Source organism: Frigoribacterium sp. CFBP 13729, from assembly GCF_014841875.1.
In the GTDB taxonomy this organism is placed as follows: Bacteria; Actinomycetota; Actinomycetes; order Actinomycetales; family Microbacteriaceae; genus Frigoribacterium.
Genome location: NZ_JACYUR010000002.1, coordinates 30,980 through 57,976, shown reverse-complemented (window position 1 = coordinate 57,976; position 26,997 = coordinate 30,980). Strand labels below are relative to the sequence as shown.

General features: G+C 72.2%; 21 protein-coding genes. 9 read left to right on the top strand and 12 right to left on the bottom strand.

The window, feature by feature from the left end; translation table 11 throughout:
* Window position 1 precedes the first annotated feature (1 nt).
* From IFT77_RS06675 to IFT77_RS06655, 5 genes are all read right to left on the bottom strand, one after another.
* Complete coding sequence (locus tag IFT77_RS06675; protein WP_192169568.1) at window positions 2-3,085, bottom strand: glycoside hydrolase family 38 C-terminal domain-containing protein; 3,084 nt, start codon at window positions 3,083-3,085, stop codon at window positions 2-4.
* A gap of 94 nt (window positions 3,086-3,179) precedes the next feature.
* On the bottom strand, window positions 3,180-4,010 hold the full coding sequence (locus IFT77_RS06670) for a carbohydrate ABC transporter permease (protein WP_192040784.1): 831 nt from the start codon (window positions 4,008-4,010) through the stop codon (window positions 3,180-3,182).
* Between the two features lie 8 nt (window positions 4,011-4,018).
* On the bottom strand, window positions 4,019-4,999 hold the full coding sequence (locus IFT77_RS06665) for a carbohydrate ABC transporter permease (RefSeq protein WP_192040783.1): 981 nt from the start codon (window positions 4,997-4,999) through the stop codon (window positions 4,019-4,021).
* Window positions 5,000-5,001: 2 nt separating this feature from the next.
* Complete coding sequence (locus tag IFT77_RS06660; RefSeq protein WP_244638587.1) at window positions 5,002-6,381, bottom strand: extracellular solute-binding protein; 1,380 nt, start codon at window positions 6,379-6,381, stop codon at window positions 5,002-5,004.
* A 143-nt stretch (window positions 6,382-6,524) separates the two neighbouring features.
* Window positions 6,525-7,793, bottom strand: a complete 1,269-nt coding sequence (locus IFT77_RS06655) for an ROK family protein (protein ID WP_192169567.1) — start codon at window positions 7,791-7,793, stop codon at window positions 6,525-6,527.
* Between the two features lie 90 nt (window positions 7,794-7,883).
* Between IFT77_RS06655 and IFT77_RS06650 the strand changes: the two genes are divergently transcribed.
* The 3 genes from IFT77_RS06650 to IFT77_RS06640 are packed head-to-tail and all read left to right on the top strand — an operon-like array spanning window position 7,884 to window position 9,212.
* Entirely contained in the window at window positions 7,884-8,357 is a 474-nt protein-coding gene (locus tag IFT77_RS06650; protein WP_192040780.1) for a GNAT family N-acetyltransferase, read from the top strand.
* Complete coding sequence (locus IFT77_RS06645) at window positions 8,354-8,761, top strand: MGMT family protein (RefSeq protein ID WP_192169566.1); 408 nt, start codon at window positions 8,354-8,356, stop codon at window positions 8,759-8,761. The genes IFT77_RS06650 and IFT77_RS06645 overlap by 4 nt, the downstream gene beginning before the upstream one ends.
* A gap of 34 nt (window positions 8,762-8,795) precedes the next feature.
* Entirely contained in the window at window positions 8,796-9,212 is a 417-nt protein-coding gene (locus IFT77_RS06640) for a hypothetical protein (protein WP_192169565.1), read from the top strand.
* 24 nt (window positions 9,213-9,236) lie between these two features.
* Here the strand turns inward: IFT77_RS06640 and IFT77_RS06635 are convergent, their stop codons facing one another.
* From IFT77_RS06635 to sucC, 7 genes are all read right to left on the bottom strand, one after another.
* A complete protein-coding gene (locus tag IFT77_RS06635) occupies window positions 9,237-11,204 on the bottom strand; it encodes an ABC transporter ATP-binding protein (RefSeq protein WP_123547761.1) in 1,968 nt (655 codons plus the stop codon).
* Window positions 11,201-13,033 (bottom strand): ABC transporter ATP-binding protein, encoded by a 1,833-nt coding sequence (locus tag IFT77_RS06630; protein ID WP_192169564.1) that lies wholly within the window; start codon window positions 13,031-13,033, stop codon window positions 11,201-11,203. The genes IFT77_RS06635 and IFT77_RS06630 overlap by 4 nt, the downstream gene beginning before the upstream one ends.
* 557 nt (window positions 13,034-13,590) lie before the next feature.
* Window positions 13,591-15,252 (bottom strand): bifunctional phosphoribosylaminoimidazolecarboxamide formyltransferase/IMP cyclohydrolase, encoded by a 1,662-nt coding sequence (gene purH / locus IFT77_RS06625; RefSeq protein WP_192169563.1) that lies wholly within the window; start codon window positions 15,250-15,252, stop codon window positions 13,591-13,593.
* Window positions 15,249-15,842 carry a phosphoribosylglycinamide formyltransferase gene (gene purN, locus IFT77_RS06620; RefSeq protein ID WP_192040775.1) on the bottom strand — a complete coding sequence of 198 codons (594 nt, stop codon included), beginning with the start codon at window positions 15,840-15,842 and terminating at the stop codon, window positions 15,249-15,251. The genes purH and purN overlap by 4 nt, the downstream gene beginning before the upstream one ends.
* Window positions 15,843-15,963: 121 nt before the next feature.
* A complete protein-coding gene (locus IFT77_RS06615) occupies window positions 15,964-18,015 on the bottom strand; it encodes a DUF6350 family protein (protein WP_192169562.1) in 2,052 nt (683 codons plus the stop codon).
* 191 nt (window positions 18,016-18,206) lie between these two features.
* The gene (sucD, locus tag IFT77_RS06610; RefSeq protein ID WP_123547757.1) at window positions 18,207-19,094 is read right to left on the bottom strand and encodes a succinate--CoA ligase subunit alpha; all 888 of its coding nucleotides are present in this window, start codon (window positions 19,092-19,094) and stop codon (window positions 18,207-18,209) included.
* A gap of 17 nt (window positions 19,095-19,111) precedes the next feature.
* Window positions 19,112-20,275 (bottom strand): ADP-forming succinate--CoA ligase subunit beta, encoded by a 1,164-nt coding sequence (gene sucC / locus IFT77_RS06605; RefSeq protein WP_133738268.1) that lies wholly within the window; start codon window positions 20,273-20,275, stop codon window positions 19,112-19,114.
* A 317-nt stretch (window positions 20,276-20,592) separates the two neighbouring features.
* Here sucC and IFT77_RS06600 point away from each other — a divergent pair, with 317 nt between their 5' ends.
* The 6 genes from IFT77_RS06600 (at window position 20,593) to IFT77_RS06575 (ending at window position 26,978) form a co-directional block, all read left to right on the top strand.
* A complete protein-coding gene (locus tag IFT77_RS06600; RefSeq protein WP_192169561.1) occupies window positions 20,593-22,329 on the top strand; it encodes a RecQ family ATP-dependent DNA helicase in 1,737 nt (578 codons plus the stop codon).
* Window positions 22,330-22,433: 104 nt separating this feature from the next.
* Window positions 22,434-22,844, top strand: a complete 411-nt coding sequence (locus IFT77_RS06595) for an ester cyclase (protein ID WP_192040771.1) — start codon at window positions 22,434-22,436, stop codon at window positions 22,842-22,844.
* Between the two features lie 48 nt (window positions 22,845-22,892).
* Entirely contained in the window at window positions 22,893-23,126 is a 234-nt protein-coding gene (locus IFT77_RS06590; protein WP_133738265.1) for a hypothetical protein, read from the top strand.
* A 277-nt stretch (window positions 23,127-23,403) separates the two neighbouring features.
* Window positions 23,404-24,423 carry a hypothetical protein gene (locus IFT77_RS06585; RefSeq protein WP_192169560.1) on the top strand — a complete coding sequence of 340 codons (1,020 nt, stop codon included), beginning with the start codon at window positions 23,404-23,406 and terminating at the stop codon, window positions 24,421-24,423.
* Window positions 24,420-24,806, top strand: coding sequence for a GntR family transcriptional regulator (locus tag IFT77_RS06580; RefSeq protein WP_192169559.1), 387 nt, complete (start codon window positions 24,420-24,422; stop codon window positions 24,804-24,806). Before IFT77_RS06585 ends, IFT77_RS06580 begins: the two co-directional genes overlap by 4 nt.
* Before the next feature lie 231 nt (window positions 24,807-25,037).
* On the top strand, window positions 25,038-26,978 hold the full coding sequence (locus tag IFT77_RS06575) for a thioester domain-containing protein (RefSeq protein WP_192169558.1): 1,941 nt from the start codon (window positions 25,038-25,040) through the stop codon (window positions 26,976-26,978).
* Window positions 26,979-26,997: the final 19 nt, after the last annotated feature.

The window sequence follows — 26,997 nt, the reverse complement described above, 5'->3', positions numbered from 1 at the left end:
CTCAGCCGTGGCGCGCGAAGCGCAGGGTGACGATCTCGAACGGGCGCAGCGTCAGCTCGACGGACTCCCCCGCGGCCCAGCGCGCGGCGCCGGGGACGTCGGCTCCGTCCACCCCGAGCTCACGCTCGTGCAGGTCCGTCCTCCAGGCTGCGCCGAGCCCGGCCGACGTGTCGACCTCGATCGTCGACGCGGCCCTCGACCCCCTCGCCTCGTAGAGCCGGACGACGAGGTCGCCCGAGCGGTCCTCGGCGAGCTTGACCGCCTCCACCACGACCGCCGGCGACGACGACGACACGAGCGGGGCGACCGGGGCGCCGCTCCCGGCGACCGTGCGCAGCGGCAGGTTCAGCCGGTAGCCGGCCGACAGCGCGTCGACCACGTCGGGCGCGACGCGCACGGTCGACCGCAGCACGTGGCGGCCCTGGTCGGCGTGCGGGTCGGGGAACACCGGCGCCCTCAGCAGCGACTGCCGCACGAGCGTGGTGGTGCCGCCGTCGTCCCGGGTCGAGCGCGTGATGTCGTGCCCGTACGTCGAGTCGTTCGCGACGGCCACCCCGAAGCCCGGCTCGGCCACGTGCACCCACCGGTGGGCGACCGTCTCGAAGCGGGCGAAGTCCCACGAAGTGTTGGAGTGCGTCGGGCGCTGCACGTGCCCGAACTGGACCTCGGACGCCGCGCGGTCGGCGTGCACGTCGAGCGGGAACGCCAGCTTCAGCAGCTTCTGCCTCTCGTGCCAGTCGACCTCGGTCACCAGCTGCAGCTCCGCCTCGCCCTCCTCGAGGGCCCAGCGCTGCACGATCGTCGACGTGCCGGTCGTCCGCGTCACCGCGAGCGACACCCCGTCGACCTCGACCGACACGGCGTCGACGAGGTCGGTGCGGGCGTTGGCGTAGACGGCGTCGATGTCCCACGCGTCCCACTGGTTCGGGGTGTCCCGGAATATCTGCAGCAGTCCGAGCCTCGCGCCGGGAGCGACGAGATCACGCCCGGACGTCGAGTCGACGAGCGACGAGACGAGGCCGTCGGAGTCGAAGACCGCCCTGACGAGCCCGTTCGAGAGCACCCAGCCGTCGCCGTCCGCGTCGAGCACCACGCCGGTCGCCGTCGAGCCGGCAGCGGCGCCGCCGCCGCTGCTGTCGACGACCGCCGCGGACGACGCGCCCACCCCGCGGTGCGGGACCGGGCCGGCGTTGAAGGCGACGGCCACGTCGCCCTGCCCGGCCAGCACCTCCTGCGCCCTGGCCGTCAACGCACCGAGCTGCTCGGCGACCCGGGCGTAGTTCCGCTCGGCGTCCTGATGCACCCAGGCGATGGACGAGCCGGGGAGGATGTCGTGGAACTGCAGCAGCAGGACGGTCTGCCAGAGCTCGTCGAGCTCGTCGTGCGGGTAGTCGAGCAGACCCCGGACGGCCGCGGTCGCGCACCACAGCTCGGCCTCGCGCAGCAGGTGCTCGCTGCGGCGGTTGCCCTGCTTCGTGCGGGCCTGCGAGGTGTACGTGCCCCGGTGGAACTCGAGGTACATCTCGCCCGACCAGACCGCCGGGTCGGGCATCTCGTCACGGGCCTGCGCGAAGAAGGAGGCGGGGGTGCCGACGGTCACGCGCGGCGAGCCCTCGAGATCGGCGGCCCGCCTCGCGGCTGCCATCATCTCGCGGGTCGGCCCGCCGCCGCCGTCGCCCCAGCCGAACGGCACGATCGAGACGTTGGAGACGCCCTTCTCGCTGTACTCGCGCTCGGCGTGTGCCAGCTCGACCGCCGAGAGGTCGGAGTTGTAGGTGTCGACCGGCGGGAAGTGCGTGAAGACCCGGCTCCCGTCGATGCCCTCCCACAGGAACGTGTGGTGCGGCATCCGGTTGGTCTCGTTCCACGACTCCTTCTGCGTGAAGAACGAGTGGGCACCGGCCGCGCGGGCGATCTGCGGCATGGCGCCCGTGTAGCCGAACGAGTCGGGCAGCCAGACCTCGTCGCACTCGATCCCGAACTCGCGCCGGAAGAAGGCGTGGCCGGCCACGAACTGACGGGCCAGTGCCTCGCCTCCCGGCATGTTCGTGTCGGACTCGACCCACATCCCGCCGACCGGCACGAACCGGCCCTCGGCGATCTTCTCCTTCATGCGGGCGAAGAGGTCGGGGTAGCGCTCCTTCACCCACGCGTACTGCTGGGCGCTCGAGGCGGCGAAGACGAAGTCCGGGTCCTCGTCCATCAGGGCGACGACGTTCGAGAAGGTGCGCGCCACCTTGCGCTGAGTCTCGCGGACGGGCCAGAGCCAGGCCGAGTCGATGTGCGCGTGGCCGGTCGCGACGACGCGGTGGGCGCTGGCGGCGGCCGGCGATGCGAGCACGCCCGCGAGCGCCTCGCGCCCGAGTACTGCGGACCCGGCGACGTCGTCGTGGTCGACGACCTCGCACGCCCGCTCGAGCGCGCGCAGGATCTCGTGTCGCCGTGGGGTGCCGGGGTCGAGGGTCCGCATCAGGCCGAGCAGCGTCCAGATGTCGCGGTCGAGCTCCCACACCACGGTGTCCCTCTCGGCGAGGTCGAGGGTCCGGAGCGTGTAGATCGGTGCCGTCCCCGCGGTCGCCTTGTCGCCCATGGGCGTCTCGAGGTAGAAGAAGTTGCCGCCGACGTCGGGGTTCGACGCCGCCTCCACGAAGAACTCGATCGGCGCCCCCGGCGAGGCCGAGCCGCCTACCAGGGCCAGCGGCACGTAGCCGTTGTACGGCTCGATGGCCTTCACGAGCGTCCCGTCGCGACGCCAGACGAGCCCCTCGGCCTGGAAGCCGGGCTGACGAGTGCTGAAGCCCAGGTCGACGACGGCCTCGAGCGCCGTGGCCGGGTCGGCGCCCCAGCCCTCGGGCACCACGCCCGTCACCCGGAACCAGGTGGTGCCCCACGGCCGGCTCCACGGCGTGCCGGGGGCGAAGGGCACGAACTGCTGACGGACGGCCTCGGCGAACGGCACGGGCTCGTCCGGCACCTCCCACGCCTCGACGGTGAGCGGCGCGGCGCGGCGGTAGATGTTCGGCGTGATCCGGTCGAGGACGAAGCGGTCGATGCGGGCCTCGACGAGGGCGGTGTTGTCGTGCATGGGGAGAGTCTCCTTGTCGGCGCGCACGAGCGCGCGGAGGTTCGGTGATCCGGTGGGACGAGGGCAGGTCAGGCGCGGTCGTGGAGGAGCGACATCACCCCTTGACCCCGCCGGCGAGGGCGTTCGACCCGCCGAGGGTGCGCGACACCAGCACGTAGAGGGCGATGACCGGCACCGAGTACACGATCGAGAAGGCCGCGAGCTGGCCGTAGGCGACCGAGCCGTACTGTCCGAAGAAGTTGAAGATGCTGACGGCGGCGGGCTGCTTGTCGGGGCTCAGCAGCAGGATGAAGGGAACGAAGAAGTTCCCCCACGCCTGGATGAACACGAAGATGAACACGACCGCGATGCCGGGCCGCATGAGCGGCACGACGACGCGCGTCAGCGTCGAGAACATCGACGCGCCGTCCGTCCAGGCTGCCTCCTCGAGCGAGATGGGCACCGAGTCCATGAAGTTCTTCGACATCCAGATCGCCATGGGCAGGCTGGAGGCCGCGAGGAAGAACACGGTGCCGCCGATCGAGTCGATCAGGTCGAGCGAGACGAACAGGCTGTAGACCGGCACCATCATGGCGGTGATCGGCAGGCACGTCCCGAAGAGGATGCCGTAGAGGAACGGCTTGTTGATCCGCATCCGGTAGCGCGACAACGGGTACGCGGCGAGGATCGCCACGACGACGGTGATCAGCGCACAGCCCCCGGACAGCACGAGGCTGTTCGCGAGCGGGATGAACGAGATCTCGGGCGTGAGCACCTGCCTGAAGTTGTCGAGCGTGAACTCGTCGGGCACGGCTGCCGAGAGGGACGCGTCCGTGTCGACGGAGGCGAGCACGAGCCAGACGAGCGGCACCGCGAAGCAGAGCCCCACGACGACCAGGACGAGGTTCGAGACCAGCGCGAGCCGGCGGCCGCTGGGCGAGGTCATGGCCACGGTCAGTCCACCTCCGGCTTGAGCGCCCTGATGTAGATGATCGAGAAGACCGCCCCGACGAGCAGCATGATGGTCGCGATCGCGGTGCCGAAGCCGAGCTGCGAGAAGCGGAAGGCCTCCTGGTAGGCGAGGATCGGCAGCGTCGAGCTGTCGGTGCCCGGGCCGCCGCCGGTCATGACGAAGATCAGGGTGAAGACCGAGAGCGTCTGCAGGGTCGTGAGCATGAGGTTCGTCGAGATGCTGCGACGGATCGCCGGCAGCGTGATGTAGACGAGGCGCTTGAGGCCGCCGGCGCCGTCCATCTCGGCCGCCTCCGTGATCTCGGGCGGCACCTCCTGGATGGCCGCCGAGTAGACGAGCATCGAGAAGGCGGCACCGCGCCAGATGTTGGCGATGATGACCGAGATCAGCGGGAACGTGTAGAGCCAGTTCGCCCCGGTGACGCCGAGGCCGGCGAGGATCGTGTTGAGCGTGCCGCCGTCGTTGAAGAACGCGTACGCGACGAACGCGGCGACGATCTCGGGCAGCACCCACGCGGCGATCACGAAGGTGCCGACCACGGCGCGGACGCCCTTGTTCGCCGAGCGCATCAGGAGGGCGACGCCGAGCCCGACGACGTTCTGCCCGACCACGGCGGAGAAGAACACGAACGCGAGCGTGAGCAGCACCGACTTGGGGAAGTCGGGGTCGGCGAACAGCTCGCGGTAGTTCGCGAAGCCGACGAACTCCGAGCCGCCGGCGGCGTAGCCGGTCAGGGAGGCGTTGGTGAACGAACCGTAGAACGACGAGATGACCGGGCCGAGCAAGAAGATCGCGAGCAGCACGATCGCGGGCACCAGCGGGACGGTGCGTCCGGCGGTGCGGAGGGCACGGGCCCGGGAGGCGCCAGCCCGGCGACCGGACGGCTCACCTCCCGGCCCCGCGCCGGGGCCGCCCGGCCGGTCGCCGTCGCGACCGACCGGGGCAGGAGCGAGGGTCGCCATCGTCAGTCGGCCTCGACCGTCGCGTCCTCGCCGACGATGCCGACCAGGGCCTCGTCGTACGCGGCCGCCGCCTCCTCCGGGCTCTGCTGGCCGGTCATCACCGCCTCCATCGCGATGGTGATCTCGCTCGAGATGCGGTTGTAGTCGGTGGTGGCCGGGCGGAAGTGCGTCACGGGGACGATCGACGAGAAGAACTCGAACGAGGGGTTGGCGGCGACGTACTCCGGGTCCTCGGCGACGTCGCTCCGCACGGCGATCTGGCTCGCGGCGATGTCGTAGGACTGCGAGCCCTCCTTGCTCAGCGACTGCTCGATGAACTCGAACGCCTTGTCGGGGTTCGCGCTGTTCGCGCCGACCGCGAGGGTCCAGCCGCCCGACATGCTGACCGCGCCGGGGGCCTGCCCGTCCTGGGTGGGCATGGGCGCCTGGCCGAGCACCTCGCTCCACTCCGGCCACGGGTTCGTGCCCGTCTCGAGCCAGGTGCCGCTCAGCCACGACCCGTCGAGGGCGATGCCGACCTTCGACTGCGGGAGCCACTCGCCGCCGACGATCGTGGCGATGTTGGTGTCGAGCGCCTGCTCGGGGGTCGGGCCGACCCCGCCCTGGTAGACGTCCTCGATGAAGCCGAGGGAGTCGACGAAGCCCTGCGACCCGGTGACCCACTTGCCCTCGTCGTCGTCGAAGAGGGTGCCGCCCTCGGTGCCGTAGAGCAGCATCTCGAAGCCCTGCATCGTGGCGCCCTCGCCCTGCGGCTTGCCGGAGTAGATGTTGAAGGGCACGACGTCCGGGGAGGCCTCCTTCAGCGTCGCGGCCGCGTCGAGGACGTCGTCCCAGGTGGCGGGCTCCCAGGGCACGGGCAGGCCTGCGGCGGCGAAGAGCTCCTCGTTGTACCAGAGCGCCCGCGTGTCGGTGCCCATCGGGACTCCGTAGAGCTTGCCGTCCTCGCCGACCCCCGCCTCCTTGGCGTTGTCGTAGAACATGTCCCAGTCGTCCCAGGCCTCGGTGTACTCGTCCAGGGGCAGCAGGAACCCGGCCGCGGCGTCGCTCTTCAGCTTCGCCGTGTCCTCGTACTGCACGTCGGGGGCGGTGGAGGGGGAGCGGTTCATCAGGGCGAGCTTGGTGAAGTAGTCGTCGTTCTGGCCGGCGATGGGGACGAGCTCGACGGTCATGTCCGGGTTCGCCGCCTCGAACTCCGCGGCGACGGCCTTCATGTGGTCGTCCATCTGGGTGAAGGTGCCGAACTTCTGGTACGCCACCTTGAGCGTGTCCTCGTCGCCTCCGCCGCTGCCCCCGGCACAGCCGGCTGCCAGCAGGACGGTGGTCGTCGCTGCGGCGGCGACCGCCAGCACGCGACGTCGTCGGGTGTTCGTCGTGCGAGTCATGGTGCTCCCTTGCTCCATCGCTCGACCGGCGTCGTCGCCGGTCCGTGGAGTTACTACACCGTATGGAGTTATTGCTTGTCAAGACGTCGTGACCGAGCTGTGACCCTCGACCGAGGGCCCCGTTCGCCGCGCCGGCGCCCGCCCTAGGCGGAGATGAGCAGCGCCGACGGCCTGGGTGAGAAGGCGTGGTCGAGCACGAGGCAGGCGGCGCCCACCGCCGCGACGTCCGTGCCGATGGCCGACTGCTCGAGGGCGATCGGGTGCTTGGCGATGAGCGCGGACGACGACCGCACGGCCTCCGGCAGCACCTGGAGCACCCAGGGGGCGACGACGTGCCAGAACGGCCCGCCGAAGACGACCTCGGCGAGGTCGAGCAGGTTGAGCACGACCACGACGGCCCGGGCGAGGTGCCGCGCAGCATCGTGCAGGATCTCGAGGGCCCCCTCGTCGCCGTCCGCGGCCTTGCGTGCCAACGCGACCAGCGCCTCCTCGATCCGGTGCAGGTCGTCGGGGTCGCCCTCCGAGCGGGCCGCGTCGAGCACGTCGACCAGCAGGTCGTCCGCCGTGAGCACGCCGGCCTCGACCGCCTGACGGACGAGCGCGTGGGGGGTGATCAGCTCGCCCACGCAGCCGATCCGGCCGCAGGTGCAGCGGCGACCCGAGGAGGCGACGGTCACGTGTCCGGAGTCGCCCGCGTTCGAGCTCGACCCCCGCACGACGTCGCGGCCGATGACGAGCCCGGTGCCGAAGCCCGTGCCGTAGTAGACGAAGGCGAAGTCGCGCCGGGAGGCGCCGTCGCTGAACCAGAGCTCGGCGACGGCAGCCGCGGCGACGTCCTTCTCGAGCAGCACGGGCAGCCCCGTCGCCTCGGCGATCGCCCGGCGCAGGGGCACGTGCCGCCAGCGCGGCAGCATCGGCGGGTCGAGGACGACGCCGTCCTCGACGTCGATCGGCCCCGGCGCCGCGATGCCGATCCCGAGGAGGCGCGCGCGGTCCACGCCGGAGCCCGCCACGAGCCCGTCCACCGTCCGGGCGATCAGCCCCACGACCTCGTCGGGCCGCGACGCGGACGGGGTGGGGGTCTGCGTGTGCGCCACCACGGTGCCGTGCAGGTCGAGCAGCACGTAGGTCACGACCGCGGGGTCGACGTGGACCCCGAGCGCGAAGCTGCCTCCCGGCTCGAGCTGCAGCATGGTGCGCGGCTTGCCGGGACCGCTGATGACGGTGCCGCTCTCGCGGATCAGGCCGGCGTCCAGCAGCCGTCGCGACACGTTCGTCACCGCCTGCGGGCTGAGGCCGGTGCGCTCGGCGATCTCCGTCCGGCTGAGCCCGGCCTCCTCACGCCGCACCGCGTCGAGCACGACCGAGCGGTTGTAGCCGCCGACGGCCGGGAGGTTGGTGCCGCGCCTCACGGCGCCGCCGGGCCACGGTCGGTCTGCATGCCCCGATCCTCCCACCCGCGACGGTGGTGCCGGGCGGGGGTGCCCCGTTACCCTGAGGCCATGTCGGACCTGCGCCTCGAGACCCTGTCCGCCGCCACCGTCGTGGCGGCCAACAACCTGACGCTGAAGCCGGGCCAGGAACAGTACGTGGCCCCGGTCTCGCACTCGATCGCCGAGGCGTACGTGAACCCGACCACGGCCTGGCCCCGTGTCGTGCTCGACGGCGACGAGGTCGTCGGCTTCATCATGGGCAACTTCGACGCGGACGCCGACGACGAGTCCCTGCGCAGCTGCATCTGGCGGGTCAACGTCTCGGCCGAGCACCAGGGCCGGGGCGTCGGGCGCTTCGCGATCCACGCCCTCGCAGGCGAGGCGCGCAGCCGCGGCTTCGACACGCTCACCGTCATCTACGAGCCGGGCGACGACGGCCCGGAGAGCTTCTTCGCCCACATCGGCTTCGAGGTCGTCGGCGAGACGCCGTACGGCGAGCACCTCGCGGCGCTCACCATCAGCCCGACGCCGCAGGGCGAGTGACCGCGGGGGCAGCTGCGCCCGACGACGCCCCGGCTGACGACGCCCCGTCAGGCGACGCCCCGTCAGGCGACGACTTCGTCTCGCGCGTCGTCTCGGTCGTCGAGTCCGTGCCGGAGGGGCGGGTCATGTCGTACGGCTCGGTGGCGGCGGCCGTCGGCTCACGCTCGTCGCGCGGCGTCGGCAAGGTGATGGCGCACGCGGGCTCGGACCTGCCGTGGTGGCGGATCGTGAAGGCGTCCGGGCACGCACCCGAGGGCCACGGCCAGCGCGCGCTCGAGCACTGGCGCGCCGAGGGGACGCCGCTGCGGTGGTCGCGGACCGGCACGGTCCGGGTCGACCTCGAGCGCGCCTCCTGGTCGCCCGACGTCAACCTGTCGGACGAGCCGGTCGACCCGTTCGGCTGACGCGCTCGCGGCTGCCAGGCGCTTCGATCGGAGCATGCCCTCGCTCCCCCGTCTCGCCGCCGTCGTCGCCGTCGCCGCCGTCGTCTGCGTCACCGCCTCCTCCTGCTCGGCCCTGGGCCTCGGCTCCGACGAGAAGACGTGGGAGTTCGACCGCTACGGCGACGCACCGAAGGCGGGCACGCGCTCGTTCGTGCTGGATGCCTGGGTGCCGACCGACGCGGTCGACATCCAGGCGGTCACCCGTCGTGAGGCCCCCGAGGAGGCGGTCCTCACGTTCGACAGCGCCGCCTCCCCCGCCGACGCCGCGGGCTGCGCCGCCGTCGAGCCGGTCACGGCCGCGCCGCCGCTGTCTCCGGCGTGGCTGCCCGACCCGACGCCGACGGCCGGCTGGAGCTGCGGCGACTGGACCGTCGTCGCGGACGACGGCACGGTCTGGGCCTGGCGCGGCTGACGCCACGCCGGCACCAGAGGCGGCCTACACGAGCGAGTCGCGCCAGGCCGCGTGCAGCTGTGCGAACCGCCCGGTGCCGGCGATGAGGTCGGCGGGCGTGCCGTCCTCGACGACGCGGCCGTGCTCCATGACGAGCACCCGGTCGGCGATCGCCACCGTCGACAGCCGGTGCGCGATGATCACGGCGGTGCGGTCGGCGAGCAGGGTCTGCAGGGCCTCCTGCACCATGCGCTCCGACGGGATGTCGAGCGACGCGGTCGCCTCGTCGAGGATGAGCACCGCCGGGTCGGCGATGAACGCCCGCGCGAACGACAGCAGCTGGCGCTGCCCGGCCGAGACCCGCCCGCCGCGCTTGTTCACGTCGGTGTCGTACCCGTCGGGCAGCGCCACGATGAACTCGTGCGCGCCGACCGCGCGGGCGGCGCGCTCGATCTCGTCGCGGGTCGCGTCCGGCTTGCCGAGCGAGATGTTGTCCGCCACCGAGCCCGAGAACAGGTACGCCTCCTGCGTGACCATGACGATGGCTCGTCGAAGGTCCTTCGGGTGCAGGTCGCGCAGGTCGACGCCGTCGAGCGTGACGCGGCCACGGGTCGGGTCGTAGAACCGGGACATGAGCTTGGCCAGGGTCGACTTGCCGGCGCCGGTCGAGCCGACGAGCGCGATGGTCTGCCCCGCGGGCACGTCGAGGTCGAACTCGGGCAGCACGACCGTGTCGGCCGAGTACGCGAACTCGACGTCGTCGAAGACGACGGCGCCCTTCGCGTGCCGCAGGTCGACGGGCGACTCGGGGTCGGGCACGCTCGGCTCCTCCTCGAGGACGCCCGAGATCTTCTCGAGCGCCGCCGAGGCCGACTGGTAGCCGTTGTAGAACATGGCCATCTCTTCTGCGGGGTCGAAGAAGCGCTTCGCGTACAGCGCCGCCGCGAGCAGGGCGCCGATCTCGAGCGAGCCGTCGATCACGCGGAACCCGCCGAAGAGCACGACGGCCGCGAGGGTGGCGTTGCCGATCAGCACCAGGCCCGGGTCGAACGTGCCGAACAGCGTGAACACCTTCGAGTTGGCCTGGCGGTACTCCTCGACGTAGCCGGCGTACTCCTTCTCGTTGCGCGCCTCCTTGCGGAACGCCTGCACCGCCCGCATGCCCGTCATCGTCTCGACGAAGTGCACGATCACCCGGGCGCTGGCGACGCGCGTGGCGCGGAACAGCTTCTGGGAGCGCACCTGGAACCACCTCGTGAGCGCGATCAGCGGGATGAGCGCGACGGCGAGCACGAGCCCGCTCGGCGCGTCGAGGCTGACGAGCGCGATCGCGGTGAACCCCATGTAGAGCAGGCCCGAGACGAGCTGGTTGATGCCCGAGTCGAGCAGCTCCCGGATCGAGTCGAGGTCGCTCGTCTGGCGCGAGATGATGCGCCCCGACGTGTACGTCTCGTGGAACTCGAGGCTGAGCCGCTGCGTGTGCAGGAACAGCCGCTTGCGCAGGTCGAACAGGATCGCCTGGCTGATCCGCGCCGACAGCACCGTGTACTGCGCCATCAGCACCGCGCCGAGCACGCCCGTCACCAGGTAGACGACGACCACGAGGATCGCCGGCGCCCAGTCCTGTCGGTCCATCAGGGCAGGCAGGGCGGTGTCGATGCCGAAGGCGATCAGGGCGGGGCCGGCCACCTGGGAGGCGGTGCTGACGATGACGACGACCGCCATCAGCGCCAGCCGCCAGCGCAGCGGACGGATCAGCGAGCCGAGGAGGCGCAGCGACCGTCGACGGAGCCGCTTGCTCTCGGCCTTGGTGAAGTCGTCGCGCTCCTCGCCGCGGACGCCCTGGGTCGTCGAGCCCTGCTCGGCCCGCTTCTCGGCCGGGGTGCGGCCGTCGAGGGCCTCGTGGGCGGGGCCGCCCCCGGTGCCGTCGACCAGACGATCGTCACGGACCGCGCCGTCGGGCGCGTCATCGGTGCGGCGCGTGGCCTGGTCGTGCGTCGTCTGCTCGGTCATGCCAGCACCTCCTCTCGGGCGGGCGTGGTGTCGTCGTCGAGGGACGAGATCACCCAGCGGTAGTGCTCGTTCGTGGCGAGCAGGTCGGAGTGGGTGCCGACCGCGGTGACCCTGCCGTTCTCGAGCAGGGCGACGCGGTCGGCGAGGGTGACCGTCGACGGACGGTGCGCGACGATCAACGAGGTCGTCGACGCGAGCACCCGGCGGAGGCCGGCCTCGACCCGGGCCTCGGTGTCGACGTCGAGCGCCGACAGCGGGTCGTCGAGCACGAGGATGGCGGGACGCGCCGCGACGGCGCGCGCCAGGGCGAGCCGCTGGCGCTGCCCGCCCGAGAGGCTCAGCCCCTCTTCGCCGACACGGGTGTCGACGCCGTCGGGCAGGCGCTCGACGAAGTCGGCCTGGGCGATCTCGAGGGCCTCGCGCATGACGCGGTCGGCCTCGGCGGGGTCGTCGGCGAGGTCGGGGCGGCCGAGCAGCACGTTGTCGCGGACGGAGGCGCTGAACAGCGTCGCGTCCTCGAACGCCATGCCGACCAGGCGGCGCAGCTCCTGCCGGGACAGGTCGCGCACGTCGACGCCGTCGATCCGGACGCTGCCGCCCGTGACGTCGTAGAGCCGCGAGACGAGCGCGAGCAACGTCGTCTTGCCCGAGCCCGTGAGCCCCACGAGGGCCATGGTCTCGCCCGGCTCGACGACGAGGTCGACGCCGTTGACGAGGTCCGGGTACTGGGCCGGGCTGTCCTGGTAGCGGAAGTGCGCGTCGGCGAACTCGAGCCGCCCCTCCGGCGCCTCGATGGTGACCGGCTCGGCAGGATCGGTGATCGCGTTCTCGCTGTCGAGCACCTCGAAGAACCGGTCGGCCGCCGTGCGGGTGTCGAAGGTCATCGAGAGCAGGAACCCGATCGACTCGACGGGCCACCGCAGCACGGTGGCCGTCGCGAAGAACGCGAACAGCTGCCCGACGGTCAGCTGACCGTCGGCGGCCAGCCAGATGCCGCCGAGCAGGCAGAGGGCGAAGGCGACGTCGGGCACGAGCAGCAGCCACAGCCACAGCCGGCTGATGGCCTGGGCCTTCTCGATCTCGGTGCCGCGCAGGTCGTCGGCCTGCTTGGCGAACTCGTCGAGCGAGTGCTTGCCGCGGCCGAAGGCCTTGAGCACCCGGATGCCGTGCACGCTCTGCTCGACGCTGGTCGCGAGGTCGCCGACCTGGTCCTGGCTGCGCCGCGCGACGATCGAGTAGCGCTTCTCGAACGCGAAGCTGACGAAGAAGACCGGCATCGACGCGACCATGAACAGGAGCGCGAGGGCCCAGCTGTAGAAGAAGAGCACCGCGAAGCCGACGATGATCGTCAGCACGTTGACGACGAGCAGGACGAGGCCGAACGCGAGCCAGCGCCGGATCAGCGAGAGGTCGCTGACCGACCGGCTGAGCAGCTGGCCGCTCTGCCACCGGTCGTGGAACGCCACCGGCAGGTCCTGCAGCTTCGCGTAGAGCGAGTTGCGCATCGACGCCTCGACGTGGGTGCTGGGCGTGAGGACGAGCCGTCGACGGAGGCCGATCATGACGGCCTCGACGATGCCGAGCCCGAGGACGACGGCGAAGGCGGGCCAGACCTGGGCTCGGTCGCCGCTCGACAGCGGACCGTCGACCAGCAGCTGGAGCACGGCGGGGATGAGCAGGGCGACGACGGCGGCGGCGAGCGCGGCGACGGCGCCGAGCACGATGCGCGGGACGGCCGGCTTCGCGTAGGGGTGGAGCCGCATCAGCGCGCGGAACGTCGACGGGCGACGCGGCGACGCGGACGGGGGCGGAGGGGACTTCGGGGACATGGCTGATCCAAGTGTCGTGATCGGGAGCGTCGGTGCCGTCACGGCGGCGACCGACTGGGGAGGGAGTCGCGGCCCGGTGCCCTGGTGAGGGCACGGCGGCGACCCTGATGTGGAGCGCACGAGGCGCTCGCGTGGAGGAGGTGCGGTGCCGGCGGCGAGCCCGGCCTGCGTCCCGCTCGGCCTAGCCGACGAGGGTCCGGGCTGCCCGGCGGGCGGCGACGGAGGCGCGGGCGGCAGGCACGAGGGCACCGGCGGGGGCCGAGGCCACCGTGGTCAGCGTCGAGTTCATCGTGTCCTCCTGTGCAGGTCGTCGTTCGTCCGTCATGTCGGTCGCGAGCGACCGGCTGTGAGCAGCTTTTCAGGATATGTGTGCTGACACCTCCCCCGCAAGGGCGAGCGAGGAGAAGATGCGCGACAGGTGTCCGGGCGGCCGTGGCCGCGCGCCGGCGGAGCGGGCGGAGGGAGCGGCACGTGCATGCCACCACGGCCGGCGAAGGACGGACGACGGACGCCCCGGCCGCACGGGCCGGGGCGTCGGTCGACGAGGGCTCGACAGCTCAGTGGAAGAAGTGCCGCTCGCCGGTGAAGTACATGGTGACGCCTGCGGCGGCGGCGGCCGCGACGACCTCGTCGTCGCGGATCGACCCGCCGGGCTGGACGACCGCGCGCACGCCCGCGTCGAGCAGCACCTGCAGGCCGTCGGCGAACGGGAAGAACGCGTCGGAGGCGGCGACCGAGCCGCGGGCCCGCTCCCCCGCCCGCGTCACGGCCAGCTGGCACGAGTCGACCCGGTTGACCTGGCCCATGCCCACGCCCACGGAGGCGCCCGCGTCGGCCAGCAGGATCGCGTTCGACTTGACCGAGCGGCAGGCCCGCCAGGCGAACTCGAGGTCGGCGCGCGTGGCGGCGTCGACCTCGACGCCCGCGGCCAGCGTCCAGCCCTGCGAGGAGAAGGCGTCGAACGAGTCGACCTGCTGCACGAGCAGGCCGCCCGAGATCTGGCGCGCCTCGACGGTCGGGCGGGCGAAGTCGGCGGGCAGCACGAGCAGCCGGATGTTCTTCTTCGTCTGCAGCAGCGCCAGCGCGTCGGGCTCGAAGGCGGGGGCGATGACGACCTCGGTGAAGATGTCCTTCACCGTCTCGGCCATGGCGAGGGTCACCGGGCGGTTCGCGGCGATGACGCCGCCGTAGGCCGACACGGGGTCGCAGGCGTGGGCGCGACGGTGCGCGTCGGCGATCGCGTCGACGGCGTCGACCGAGGCGACGGCGATGCCGCAGGGGTTGGCGTGCTTGATGATCGCCACGGCCGGCTCGGCGAAGTCGTAGGCGGCGCGCAGGGCCGCGTCGGCGTCGACGTAGTTGTTGTACGACATCTCCTTGCCGTGCAGCTGCTCGGCCTGGGCGATGCCGGCGCCCTCGGGCGACGCGTACAGCGCGGCCTGCTGGTGCGAGTTCTCGCCGTAGCGGAGCGTGGCCTGCCGCGTGCCCTCGAGGACGACGTGCTGGGGGGCGTCGAACGCCGCCGACCCGGCCCGCACCTCCTCGGCTGCGGTCGCCGCGTCGGCACCGGCCTCGTGCTCGGCCCGCGCCCCGACGTTCTCGGCGAACCAGGCGGCGACGGCCGTGTCGTAGGCGGCGGTGTGCGCGAAGGCCTCGCCGGCCAGGCGCTGCCGCTGGGCCAGGGTCGTGCCGCCGAGCGTCAGCGACTTCACGATCTGCCCGTAGCTGGCGGGCGACACGGCGATGGCCACGTTCGCGTGGTTCTTGGCGGCGGCGCGCACGAGGGCAGGCCCGCCGATGTCGATGTTCTCGATCACGGCCGGAGCCTCGGCGCCCGACGCGACCGTCTCGACGAACGGGTAGAGGTTGACGACGACGAGCTGGAACGGCGCGATGTCGAGCTCGGCGAGCTGCTGCTCGTGCGACTCGAGGCGCAGGTCGGCGAGCACGCCCGCGTGGATGCCGGGGTGCAGCGTCTTGACCCGGCCGTCGAGCGACTCGGGGAACCCGGTGACGGCGCTCACGTCGGTGACGTCGTGGCCTGCGTCGCGGATGGTCGACGCGGTCGAGCCCGTCGACACGATCTCGACGCCCGCCGCGGCGAGCGCCTCGGCCAGGTCGAGGAGTCCGGTCTTGTCGCTCACGCTGATGAGCGCACGACGCACGGGGACGGCGTCCCGCTCGCGGTAGAGGGTGGGGTCGATCTGGTGGCCGCTCATGCGGGTCTCGTCTCCTCGAGGTCGGTCGTTCCGTCGGCGATCTCGCGCACGGTCTGCACCAGCAGCTCGCGCTCGACGATCTTGATGCGGTCGTGGAGCGACGACTCGTCGTCGCCGGGCAGCACGGGGATGCGGCGCTGCGCCAGGATCGGGCCGCTGTCGACGCCGGCGTCGACGACGATGACGCTCGCCCCGGTCTGGTCGACGCCGGCGGCGATCGCGTCCCGGACGCCGTGCGCGCCCGGGAACTCGGGCAGGAACGCGGGGTGCGTGTTGATCAGGTGCGGGCTCAGCGCGTCGACGACCCCGACGGGCAGCAGCCGCATGAAACCGCTCAGCACGACGAGATCGGGCTGCCACTGGCGGATCTGCGCGAGCAGCTCGTCACCCCAAGACGCCCGGTCGTCGAAGCTCGAGAACGGCACGGTGAAGGTCGGCACCCCGAAGTGCTCGGCGTGCTCGAGGCCGTCGGCCTCGCGGTCGGCGCCGACGGCGACGACGCGGGCGGGGTAGCTGTCGTGGTGCGCTGCCTCGAGCAGGGCACGCAGGTTCGAGCCGCCACCGGAGATGAGCACCACGAGCTTCAGCACCCGGCAAGCCTAGTGGCCGAGGCGGGGGCTCCCGGGGCCTCAGAGCCCTCAGAGCCCTCCGGGCCCTCCGGGCCTCGGGTCCTCCGGGTCCTCGGGTCCTCCGGGTCCGAGGAGGCGCGGGTCAGCGGTCGAGACCGCGGACCGGCTCGGTCTCGTCGTCGTCGTGCCCCGGGGCCGACCGGTCGGGGGTCGATCCGAGCCTGCGCCACCACGGGGCGGGGCCGTCGCGCTCGTCGTCGTGCTCCTCGCGGTCGCGGGCCTGGTCGCGGTCCCGGTCCCGTGCGGCACGCGCGGCGCGCGCCGCGTCGACGTGCACCTCGCGGGGGTCGTGGACGCGGTCGCCGGGCGCGCGCAGCCCCGTCTCGACGACGGCGGTCTCGCCCGTGTCGGCCTCGGTGACCGGGGGCGTCCGGGTGTCCGACCGAGCAGCGGCTCCGCCGTGCCCCTCGGCTGCCCCGTCCTCGCCGGCCGCGTGGTCACCGCTGTCCGTGCGATCACCGCTGTCCTCGGTGTCACCGCTGTCCTCGTCGTCCCCGATGTCCGTGCCGTCGGTGCGGCGACGCGGACGGAGCCGACGGATCCGCTCCGCCAGTCGCCGTCGCCGGCCGGCCGCGTGGTCGGTCTCGTCACCCGCGTCGCCGTCGGCCTCGGCGCCGGACGAGGACACGAGAGGCTCCGCGCCGAGGTCGGTCGTCTCGTCGTGGCCGGATCCGAGGCGGGCGGCGATGCCTGCGGCGGCGCCGGCGCCGGTGCCGGTCCGGTCGTCGGCCGTGCGCTCGGGCGAGAGGCCGGACGCGCGCTCCGGCGTGAGGCCGGACATCGTGGCCGCAGCACCCGTCGACGACCGCGACCACGCAGACGTGCCCGCCAGCACGGGCTGCGGGCCGGTCTCGACGTCGTCAGCCGCGCGCGCACCTCCTGCAGGAGCAGCCGCCGAGTCGTCGTCGTGCCCGAGGAAGCTCCGCAGCGACACGACCATCGCCAGCACCGAGGGCACGGCGACCTCGAGGGCCCCGAAGGCGCCGACGAGCAGGGGGTCGGGCCCGACGTGGGCGAGCCGGCCAGGCCCGGCGGCTCCGGAGGCCGACCAGGCGAGCAGGCCGAGCAGCACCCCGGCGACGACTCCGCCGGAGACCCCGACGAGCACGCGACGCAGCACGTCGGCCGATCCGGACTCGGCGAGCAGCCGCTCGATCCGCGGGCGCAGCAGGGTCGTCACGACGAACGCGGCGACGACCGGCACGAGCAGCCCGACGAAGGCGAACGACGAGGAGGCGGTCGGCAGCGCCCCGAGGAACGGCACGGCGGGCATCGGCCCCACCGAGGTGCCGAGCGGCGAGACGCCCGAGCCGGTGCCGAGCGCGAAGCCGGGGCCGACGAACCAGGAGGCGGCCCAGACGACCAGGTCGGGCAGCAGGGCGAGCTGGCCGAGGGTCAGGGCGATCCCGCCCAGCAGCCCGGCGTGCGCGCCTTCGTAGAGGGTGATCAGCTCGCCGTAGTGCGTGAGCATCAGCACGCCGACGACGACGCCGGAGACGGCGAGCACGCCGGCCGCGCTCGCCGTGCCGATGCGGAGCCCCGCGGCGGCGACGACGCGCGCGGTGCGCGGCGCACGGACGACGAGCGTGGAGAGCGCGCCCGTGACGGGGTCGGCCGGCTCGCCGCGACGGCGGCGCGTGACCTCGGCCATCACCACGACGGGCACGGCGTAGACGAGCGTCGGCAGGAGGATCCCCTGCCACAGGACGGGCGAGGCGAGGGGGTGCTGGGCCGTGGCGGTGACCAGCAGGCTCAGCAGGGCGAAGACGCCGACCGTGCTGAGGACCCCGACGACACGGTGCGCGGTCTCGGCGACGGCGCGACCGGCGCGCACTCCGAGCAGCACGGTCAGGACCGAGAAGCCGAGCGCGGCGATCGTCACGGCGAAGGGCGCCTCGGCCCCCGGGACGCCGGAGGCGGCGGCGGTCGCCGCTCCCAGCTGCAGGTCGAGGTCGACGCCGTGCCCGACGAGCCAGATGTCGACGGCGGCGCGCCAGAAGACGATCCAGTCGATCTGGAGTCCGTACTGGAACGCCCAGAGGAGGCTGAGGACGACGACGGGCAGCCCGACGCCGATGCCGACGACGAGCAGGGCCTCGAGCGCGGCGAAGACGGCGGTGACAGGGCGGTTCATCGGGCACGACTGTACCGCCGGGCCGCTGGGCGGCCGACGTGCCGTGCCGAGCGGCCGACGTCTCGTGCCGCGTGGCCGGGGACGAACGAAGGCGGGCGTGTGCGTCGACCGCGGTCCGTCGTGACGGACCGGGCCGGACGAACACGCCCGCCCAGGAGGCGCGGTGCCGGTCACGGCACCGTACGACGACCTCAGAGGGCCGCGTACACCTCGCGCAGCAGGGCCGCGGTCTCGCTCGGCGTCTTGCCGACCTTGACCCCGGCGGCCTCGAGCGCCTCCTTCTTGGCCTGGGCCGTGCCCGCCGAGCCGGAGACGATGGCGCCGGCGTGGCCCATGGTCTTGCCCTCGGGCGCGGTGAAGCCGGCGACGTAGCCGACGACCGGCTTCGTCACGTGCGCCTTGATGTAGTCGGCGGCTCGTTCTTCGGCGTCGCCGCCGATCTCGCCGATCATCACGATCGCCTTGGTGTCGGGGTCGGCCTCGAACGCCTCGAGGGCGTCGATGTGGGTCGTGCCGATGACCGGGTCGCCGCCGATGCCGATGGCGGTCGAGAAGCCGAGGTCGCGCAGCTCGAACATCATCTGGTAGGTCAGGGTGCCCGACTTCGAGACGAGCCCGATCGGGCCGGCGCCGGTGATGTTCGCCGGCGTGATGCCCACGAGCGACTCGCCAGGCGTGATGATGCCGGGGCAGTTCGGGCCGATGATGCGGGTGGCGCCGCCCTTCGACTTGGCGAGCGCCCAGAACTCCGCTGCGTCCTGTGCGGGGATGCCCTCGGTGATGACGACGACGAGCGGGATGCCCGCCTCGACGGCCTCGACGACGGCGTCCTTCGCGAACGCCGGCGGCACGAAGACGATCGAGACGTCGGCGCCGGTCTCGGTGATCGCCTCGGCGACCGTGCCGAAGACGGGCAGGGTGACGTCGCCGTGGGTGACGGTGGTGCCGGCCTTGCGGGCGTTGACGCCGCCGACGACCTGGGTGCCCGCCTTCAGCATCAGCGCCGTGTGCTTGGTGCCCTCGCCGCCGGTGATGCCCTGGACGATGACCTTGCTGTCCTTGTTGAGGAAGATCGACATGGTTGTGCTCTGTCCCTTTACTTCGAAGCCAGTTCGGCGGCCTTGTCGGCAGCCTCGTCCATGGTCGCGACGACGGTGACCAGCGGGTGCGCCGCCTCCGCCAGGATCCGCCGGCCCTCGTCGACGGCGTTGCCGTCGAGGCGCACGACGAGCGGCTTGGTGGCCGCGTCGCCGAGGATTCCCAGGGCCGAGACGATGCCGTTCGCCACGGCGTCGCACGCCGTGATGCCGCCGAAGACGTTCACGAAGACGCTCTTGACCTGCTCGTCGCCGAGGATGACGTCGAGGCCGGCGGCCATGACCTCGGCGCTCGCTCCGCCGCCGATGTCGAGGAAGTTCGCGGGCTTGACCCCGCCGTGCGCCTCGCCGGCGTAGGCGACCACGTCGAGGGTCGACATGACGAGCCCTGCGCCGTTGCCGATGATGCCGACCTCGCCGTCGAGCTTCACGTAGTTGAGGCCCGAGGCCTTCGCCTTGGCCTCGAGCGGGTCCGCCGCGTCGGCGTCCTCGAGGTCGGCGTGGCCGGGGTGGCGGAAGTCGGCGTTCTCGTCGATCGTGACCTTGCCGTCGAGGGCGACGATGTCGCCCTGCTCGGTCAGCACGAGCGGGTTGACCTCGACGAGCGTCGCGTCCTCGCCGGCGTAGACCTCGTACAGCTTGACGAGCACGGGGGCGACCTTCGAGACGAGCTCGTCGGGGAACCCTCCGGCACGCGCGATCTCCTCTGCCTTGGCGAGGTCGATGCCCGCGAGCGGGTCGACCTCGACGCGGGCGAGGGCCTCGGGCTTCTCGACGGCGAGCTGCTCGATCTCCATGCCGCCCTCGACGCTGCAGAGCGACAGGTACGAGCGGTTGGCGCGGTCGAGCAGCACCGAGAAGTAGAACTCCTGCGCGATCTGCGCGCCGCCGGCGACCATCACGCGCTTGACGACGTGGCCCTTGATGTCGAGCCCGAGGATCGCCTCGGCCGCAGCCTCCGCGTCGTCCGGGGTCTTCGCCACCTTGACGCCGCCGGCCTTGCCTCGGCCACCGACCTTGACCTGGGCCTTGACGACGGTCACGCCGCCCATCTGCTCGGCTGCGGCTCGCGCCTCCTGCGGGGTGTCGGCGACGACTCCCGGCAGGACGGGCACGCCGTAGGACTCGAACAAGTCCCTGGCCTGGTACTCGAAAAGATCCACGCTGTTCTTCCAATCCGCATCGCTGCGCCAGTGCTCTGGAGGGGCGTGCCGACCGAGTCGGCACCGGCCTCGTCGCCCACCTCGCGTCTGTCTCGACGTCGGGACGAACAGGCCTCGACCAGCCTAGCGCCTGGCCTCCGGGCCCCTCCCGGGTGCGTGCCCGAGGAGGCGCGGAGGGGTAGGGTCCCGGCCCCGGGGTACGGGCGGGGAGGAGTCACTGCCGATCCGCTGTGGACGGCGCGCGTGTCGGTGGCCCCCGGCATCGTATGGACCGTCTCGGCGCGCTCCGGTGCCGGGACGCACCACGAGGACGCCGCATGACCACCACCCGCACCGCCCACAGCACGAGCCGCACACGCGGCGACAGCCGCACCGTCACCGCCGACGAGCAAGTCACCGACCGCGACCGCATCGCCGACGTCGCCGCCCGCCTCTTCGAGTGGGACGACCTCAAGCCCGCCCAGGTCGAGGCGGTCGAGTCGCTGCTCGCGGGGCGCGACACGTTCGGCATCATGCCCACGGGCTTCGGCAAGAGCGCGATCTACCAGGTCGCGGGCGCGCTGCTCGACGGCCCGACCGTCGTCGTCTCGCCGCTGATCGCGCTGCAGGCCGACCAGGTCGCGGGGCTCGTCGGGCACCCCGACGCCCCACCCGCCGTCGACGTCAACTCGGGCCACACCGACGACGAGAACGACGAGAGCTGGAGGCGCGTCGACGCCGGCGAGGTCACCTACGTGTTCCTGGCCCCCGAGCAGCTGGCCCGCGACGAGACGGTCGAGCGGCTGGCGCGGGCGGGCGTGGCCCTGCTGGTTGTCGACGAGGCGCACTGCGTGTCGTCGTGGGGCCACGACTTCCGGCCCGACTACCTGCACCTCGGCGAGATCGTCGAGCGGCTGGGCCGACCCCCTGTGCTCGCGCTGACGGCGACCGGCTCCGGACCGGTGCGCGACGAGGTGATCGAGCGGCTGCGGCTGCGCGACCCGCTCGTGATCAGCCGCGGCTTCGACCGCCCGAACCTGTCGCTCGCCGTGCACCGCCACGAAGACGAGGCCGAGAAGCGCCGCGCGATCGTCGAGCAGGTCGCCGAGCTCACGACGCCCGGCATCGTCTACGTCGCCACCCGCAAGGAGAGCGAGCGCTACGCCGACGAGATCGGCGAGCGCTGCCCCGACCGCACCGTCGAGGCGTACCACGCGGGCCTCCGCTCGGCTGAGCGGGGTGCCCTGCACGAGCGGTTCCACGCCGGCGAGATCGACGTGATCGTCGCCACGAGCGCCTTCGGCATGGGCATCGACAAGCCCGACGTCCGGTTCGTCGTGCACGCCGACGTGCCCGAGTCGCTCGACGCCTACTACCAAGAGATCGGGCGCGCCGGGCGTGACGGCGAACCCGCCGACGCGACCCTGCACTACCGGGCAGAGGACCTGTCGCTGCGGTCGTTCTTCGCGGCGGGGCTGCCGTCACGAGCCGAGCTGCGGCGGGTGCACGAGGCGATCCGCGCCTCCTCGGGTCCGGTGAAGCGCACCGTGATCACCGAGGCGACCGGGCTCAAGCCGCGGCAGGTCTCGCGACTCGTCGACCTGCTGCTCGAGGCGGGCGTCGCCGCCGAGACCAAGGCGGGCTACGAGGTCACGACCGATCTCGGGTCGAAGGAGGCGGCCGAGGAGGCGCGCCAGATCGCCGAGGGACGCGAGCGGGTCGAGAAGTCGCGCATCGAGATGATGCGCACGTACGCCGAGTCGCACGGCTGCCGGCGGCGGTTCCTGCTCGGCTACTTCGGCGAGGAGGCGCCCGAGCGCTGCGGCAACTGCGACGACTGCCGGGCCGCTGCGGCCGAGCCCGACCGCCCGGCCGACGCCGAGGAGGCGCGGGTCGACGACCCGGAACACGCTCCCCTCTTCGACCCCGACACCCGTGTCTCGCACCCTGCCTGGGGCGAGGGCACGGTGATGAGCACCGAGGGCGACCGCATGACGGTGTTCTTCGAGGGCGAGGGCTACAAGGTGCTCGCCCTGGAGGCGGTCGAGGAGCACCACCTGCTCACGGCCGTCTGAGCACGATCCCGACGCTCGTTCCCTGTGAAGCTCCGCAGGGGCCGGGGCACGGGGCGGGAGTAGACGGGAACCACCTGACACACACGAGAGACACGGAGAACGAGATGTCGAAAGACAAGAACGTCGCCACCCAGCAGCTGATCGGCGAGATCCTGACCGCCCGCGAGATCGACCGACTCGGCGAGGGCTTCCACGCCGCCGTCGTCGACCACGACCCGGCTCCGGGTGCGCCCGCGGGCGTCGAGGGCATCAAGGCGTTCTGGAGCGACTTCTTCACCGCTTTCCCCGACGCCGACCTGGGCGTCGAGACGCTCGTCGCCGACGACGAGAACGTGACCGCCGTCTTCACCATCAAGGGAACGCACACCGGGCCGTTCCAGGGCCACCAGGCCACGGGCAAGAGCTTCACGGTGCGCGGCATCCAGGTCGGTCGCTTCGACGACGATGGCCTGCTCGTGGAGCGCTGGGGCGCCACCGACGAGGCTGGCCTCATGCAGCAGCTCGGCCTGGCCTGAGCCGCTCCCCCACCCGCAGCACCGCAGCACCGACCGGAAGGACGCAACATGAGCGACACCCAGACCCCCGCATCCTCGGGCGACGAGCCCTACGACGAGGAGACGCAGTTCGAGGAGAGCCAGCAGATCGTCACGAACGACGCGGTCGCCGGCGAGACCGTCCTGCCGGGCCTCGGCGACGGCAACGACGGCCCCACCGGCGGGTCGCCGCGTGAGGCCGAGCCGAGCCTGGCCGAGAACGACCTCGACGACCAGGACGTCGACCTCGACGAGACCGAGTAGCGCCTCCCCCGACCACGACGCCCGCCCACCGCACCGCGGTCGGCGGGCGTCGTCGTATCCGGGCTCGACCGGGAGCCCGGAGCCCGACCGTTCGCGAACTCGCGACGGCGACGGTCTGCCACGGTCGCCCGTCAGTGGCAGGAGGCCACAAAGGCGCCATCGTCGAGGAGAGCGCTCGCCACGCATCGGCCCCTCGGGGAGTGCAGCTACCCACCTTGTGCTACTTTTTCAGCACAAGCACGCTGATCGTCTGATCAGCCGACTCGCAGGAGGCCTCATGATCATCTCGTTCCTGTCGGACGTGAACAAGGTCGTTCCGATCGAGATGGCGCTGGTCGTGGGATGCGCCTTGTTCGCGTTGTCCTGGGTGCGACCACGCCGACTGGTCACAGACCTGCACGACGGACCGCGACGACGGATCTTGATCTGGGTGGGCGCTCTGGGGTCGATCACGGTCGTGGCCATCGCCTCGGCCACCAGCGCGATCCCCGTCTCGATCGTCGGCGGCACCGGGTTCGAGGGGTGGTGGCGGCGACCTGCCCCATTGCTCGCCGCCACACTGGTGCTCGTCGTGGCCTCGATCGCCATGCAACGCCTCCCTCAGCCCCCGCGCGGAGAGCATGCGATCACTCCCCACCGCTCCTGGGCCACGTTCGCACCTCGCCCCGCACTCGGACTAGGTGCAGCAGTGGCGCTCGTCATCGGGGCGACGGCCGGATGGCAGATCGCGATAGCCGGACCGGCCCCCGCGGAGGGCCCCTTCTTCGGATACGTTCCGGACTACACCCCTCTCCCCATCTACCGCAGCTTCAACTCCGGGTACGGCTACGTGGCCGGGGCAGGGTGGCCCAACCACCTGGCGACACTCATCACACTGGCGGTGGCCATCGCCGTCCTCGTGCTGGTGTTGCGGCACGACGCGAACCGAGCGATGCCTGCACAGGTGATGGTGCCGAGCACGGCGCCGGCGCGTCAGTCCACGGCACGGTTGTTCACGCTCCTCGTCGTAGCCGGCGGCATCACGACCCTCGGCGCCCTCTGGCTGCACGTCGGGTCTTACGGAACGACCCTCGTCGGTCTCGACGAGAGGTGGGTGTCCGCCGAACAGTCGTTCCCACAGCTGACCATCGATGGCGAGTACAGCGCGCTTGCGCGGCCCATGAAGATGGCCGGTTACGTGCTGCAGGGCGCCGGCGTCGCTCTGGCGCTGCGCTTGGCAGTCGACACCCTTCGTGCGGCGTACTCGACGCGAACCACCGCGTCCCTTCGTGTCGACTCTTCAATAGCAGCTCGATGACACCCCCTGCCGGGAGGACCGGCGACGACATCACACAACTGTTCCGCGGCGCGATCCGCTCAGGCACCCTGGGCGACGGTGAGAGGCTCCCTACGGTGCGGCAGACTGCCCGGGACTTCGGCGTCGCCCAGGCGACGGCGGCGAAGGCCTACCGGGCGCTCGAGACCGAAGGACTCGTCGTCACGCGCACGGCCGCCGGCACACGAGTGGCCCCTGGGGCATCACGAGCACCGAAGACCGTGATCGAACAGGCACGAACCCTTCTCGACGCGAGCGAGAAGGCGCAGCTTCCCCTCGAGGACGTGATCGCGATCCTGCGAGCACTGTCGCTGCCGACCGACCAGAGCTCCCCCGCACCGACATCGAGTGAGGCCCCCCAGTAGGAAGGGCGACTCGCTCGCTCGTGTGCAGATCGGCCCAGATACTCGGCGTGCGCCCCGGAGAACACGAGACACCTCCCCGGCCGGCCATGGACACGCCGACACCAGCTCGGATCGACCAACGCCTCACGCCGCCTCCCCTGCTCCCTCCACCGAGCAACGTCCCCGCGCTGACGTCCACAGAACGAGGAGGCGGGCGTCATGCCCGCGGGCCCGTCCCGCCATCGTCGTCGCATGACATCTCAGACCGCCCCGCCACGGGCTCCTCGACTTCTGCTCCTGTCCCTCCTGCTGCTCCTCGTGGCGGTGCTCGTCGCACCGCTCGCGCTCGCCTCGCCGGCGAAGGCGGTCACGTCGACAGGCCTCGGCACCGGGTACCTCTGGCGCGGGGACGGCGTCTCGTACCTCGGCACGTACCTGCTCGCCGACGGCCGCAAGGCCTTCTGCCTCGAGGCCGGCAAGTCGTCACCGGTCGGCAACGAGTACGACACGGCGACCGGCCCGGACGTCTTCGACATCTCCAGCGACGACCACGCTCGGCTCGCCTACATCGCCCGCACCTGGGCCGGGACCGACGACCAGGACACCGCTGCCGCCGGCCAGCTCGCGGTGTGGAGCATCACCGGCCTCGCTGGCCGGAGCGCCCGCTACTACGCAGGCCGCGCGAACGAGCGGTGGCCGATCGTCCTCGAGAAGATGCAGCAGATGCTGGACGAGGCCGCCCGCGAGGCCTCGACGTCGGTCTCGGCGTCGATGGCGGTCGACCTGCAGCCGGACGGCACCGGCACCCTCCGTGCCGACGTCGCGGTCGACCGTGTGACGGGCGGCCCAGGACAGCTCCCGCCCGGGCCCGCGGGCTCGGTCACGCTGTCGGGAGCCGTCTTCGCGGACGGGAGCAGCGCCTCCTCCGTGCAGAACGGCGAGACGGTCTCGTTCCGGGCCGTGGGCGACCTCCCGCAGATCGTCGTGGGCGCCGAGGCGCGCTTCGACGACCTGCCCTACGGCCGGGTGATGACCGTGGGCAGCAGCCCGGCAGGGTCTCAGATGATCCTCTTCACCGGCGGCACGAGCGTCACCGCGACGGGCTCGGCGAGCGCCACGGCACTGTCCCCGCTGCCGTTCCGACCGCGTGTCTCGACGGTGGCGAGCGACGCCGTCGCCGATGCGGGCACGGAGGTCACCGATGAGCTGACCCTCACGATCGAGCCGGGTGACGGCCTGTTGTCGGAGTGGGGGCGCATCGAGGTCGACGGAGGCTGGGCGCCGATCCCGGTGACCGTCCGGAGCCGTCTGCTCGGCCCGTTCTCCGCACGGCCCGTCGAGTCTGCCGACTGGCCCGTGGACGCACCTGCGGTCTGCGACGTCGAGGTCCGCGTGGTCGAGGGCCCCGGCACGTACACGACCCCCGCATGCGCGCTGCCTGCTGGCGGTTGGTACACGTGGGTCGAGTCGATCGACCCTGCCGACACGGCCGAGGAGGAGGGGCGTGACCGGCTGCAGGGCTGGCGGTCCGCGTTCGGCACGGCCTCGGAGACCACCGTCGTGCCCTGGTCACCGGACATCGAGACGGCCGTCGTCGGTGCGTCCGTCGTCGAGCCGGGCACCTGCGTGAGCGACTCGCTCCAGGTGAGCAGGTGGAACCCCGAGGTCGAGGAGGTGGTGGTCGACACGCTGCTGATCGGCCCGTTCGCCGAGCTGCCTGCCGTCGACACCGACCTTGGCGATGTCCGCGACCTCGAGACGGCAGGACTGGTGGCCGGACGCGTCTCGACGACGCTGACCGGCGCTGGCCACGTGGAGACGCCGTGCCTCATGGCCCGCGACGTCGGCGGGTACGCGTTCGTCTTCACGTCGCCGGGAACGACCCCGGGGCCCGACTCGCACCAGGTCGTCCCGGCCTTCGCCGACATGCGGGTGCACGCGTCCGAGTCGTTCCGCGTCGAGGCACCGCCGATCGCTCCCGTCGTGCCGGCCGCACTCGCCTTCACGGGGTCCGGAGCTGGCGGTCTCGCCCTCGGCATCTCGCTCGCGGGAGTGCTCCTCGTCACGGGCGCGGCGGGTGCGCACGTCGGCCGGCGTCAGCGCCGACTCCGATCCCCCGAGGGCCTCGGGCTCGCGGCTGGCTCCGGTCAGCCGACCACGACCACGACCACGACCGGGACCACCCTTCGATGACCAGGCGAGGCTGCTGGAC